The organism is Streptomyces sp. NPDC021562, assembly GCF_040640875.1.
In the GTDB taxonomy this organism is placed as follows: domain Bacteria; phylum Actinomycetota; class Actinomycetes; order Streptomycetales; family Streptomycetaceae; genus Streptomyces.
The window spans coordinates 1,740-3,330 of sequence record NZ_JBFACN010000068.1 but is presented as its reverse complement, the minus strand read 5'-3'; the positions used below and the strand labels follow the sequence as shown (position 1 = coordinate 3,330).

1 rRNA gene (running past one end of the window) is annotated in these 1,591 nt (G+C 57.0%); it reads right to left on the bottom strand.

Annotation, left to right across the window (positions count from 1 at the left end):
- Window positions 1–1,541 (bottom strand): 23S ribosomal RNA (locus AB0G52_RS40795) (it extends 1,272 nt beyond the left edge of the window).
- Window positions 1,542–1,591 lie beyond the last annotated feature (50 nt).

Genomic DNA, 1,591 nt, shown 5'->3' with positions numbered 1-1,591 from the left:
CAGCATCGCCTGGTTCGATGTTTGACGCTTCACAGCGGGTACCGGAATATCAACCGGTTATCCATCGACTACGCCTGTCGGCCTCGCCTTAGGTCCCGACTTACCCTGGGCAGATCAGCTTGACCCAGGAACCCTTAGTCAATCGGCGCACACGTTTCCCACGTGTGAATCGCTACTCATGCCTGCATTCTCACTCGTCAACCGTCCACAACTACCTTCCGGTGCTGCTTCACCCGGCAGACGACGCTCCCCTACCCATCACAGCCGGCGTTGGCCGTTATACTGCAATGACACGACTTCGGCGGTACGCTTGAGCCCCGCTACATTGTCGGCGCGGAATCACTAGACCAGTGAGCTATTACGCACTCTTTCAAGGGTGGCTGCTTCTAAGCCAACCTCCTGGTTGTCTCTGCGACTCCACATCCTTTCCCACTTAGCGTACGCTTAGGGGCCTTAGTCGATGCTCTGGGCTGTTTCCCTCTCGACCATGGAGCTTATCCCCCACAGTCTCACTGCCGCGCTCTCACTTACCGGCATTCGGAGTTTGGCTAAGGTCAGTAACCCGGTAGGGCCCATCGCCTATCCAGTGCTCTACCTCCGGCAAGAAACACACGACGCTGCACCTAAATGCATTTCGGGGAGAACCAGCTATCACGGAGTTTGATTGGCCTTTCACCCCTAACCACAGGTCATCCCCCAGGTTTTCAACCCTGGTGGGTTCGGTCCTCCACGAAGTCTTACCTCCGCTTCAACCTGCCCATGGCTAGATCACTCCGCTTCGGGTCTTGAGCGTGCTACTCAACCGCCCTATTCGGACTCGCTTTCGCTACGGCTACCCCACACGGGTTAACCTCGCAACACACCGCAAACTCGCAGGCTCATTCTTCAAAAGGCACGCAGTCACACCACAAGGATGCTCCCACGGCTTGTAGGCACACGGTTTCAGGTACTATTTCACTCCCCTCCCGGGGTACTTTTCACCATTCCCTCACGGTACTATCCGCTATCGGTCACCAGGGAATATTTAGGCTTAGCGGGTGGTCCCGCCAGATTCACACGGGATTTCTCGGGCCCCGTGCTACTTGGGTGTCTCTCAAACAAGCCGTCAATGTTTCAGCTACGGGGGTCTTACCCTCTACGCCGGACCTTTCGCATGTCCTTCGCCTACATCAACGGTTTCTGACTCGTCTCACGGCCGGCAGACCGTGAAAGAGAGATCCCACAACCCCGTATACGCAACCCCTGCCGGGTCTCACACGCATACGGTTTGGCCTCATCCGGTTTCGCTCGCCACTACTCCCGGAATCACGGTTGTTTTCTCTTCCTGAGGGTACTGAGATGTTTCACTTCCCCTCGTTCCCTCCACACTGCCTATGTGTTCAGCAGCGGGTGACAGCCCATGACGACTGCCGGGTTTCCCCATTCGGAAACCCCCGGATCAAAGCCTGGTTGACGACTCCCCGGGGACTATCGCGGCCTCCCACGTCCTTCATCGGTTCCTGGTGCCAAGGCATCCACCGTGCGCCCTTAAAAACTTGGCCACAGATGCTCGCGTCCACTGTGCAGTTCTCAAACAACGACCAGCCACCCA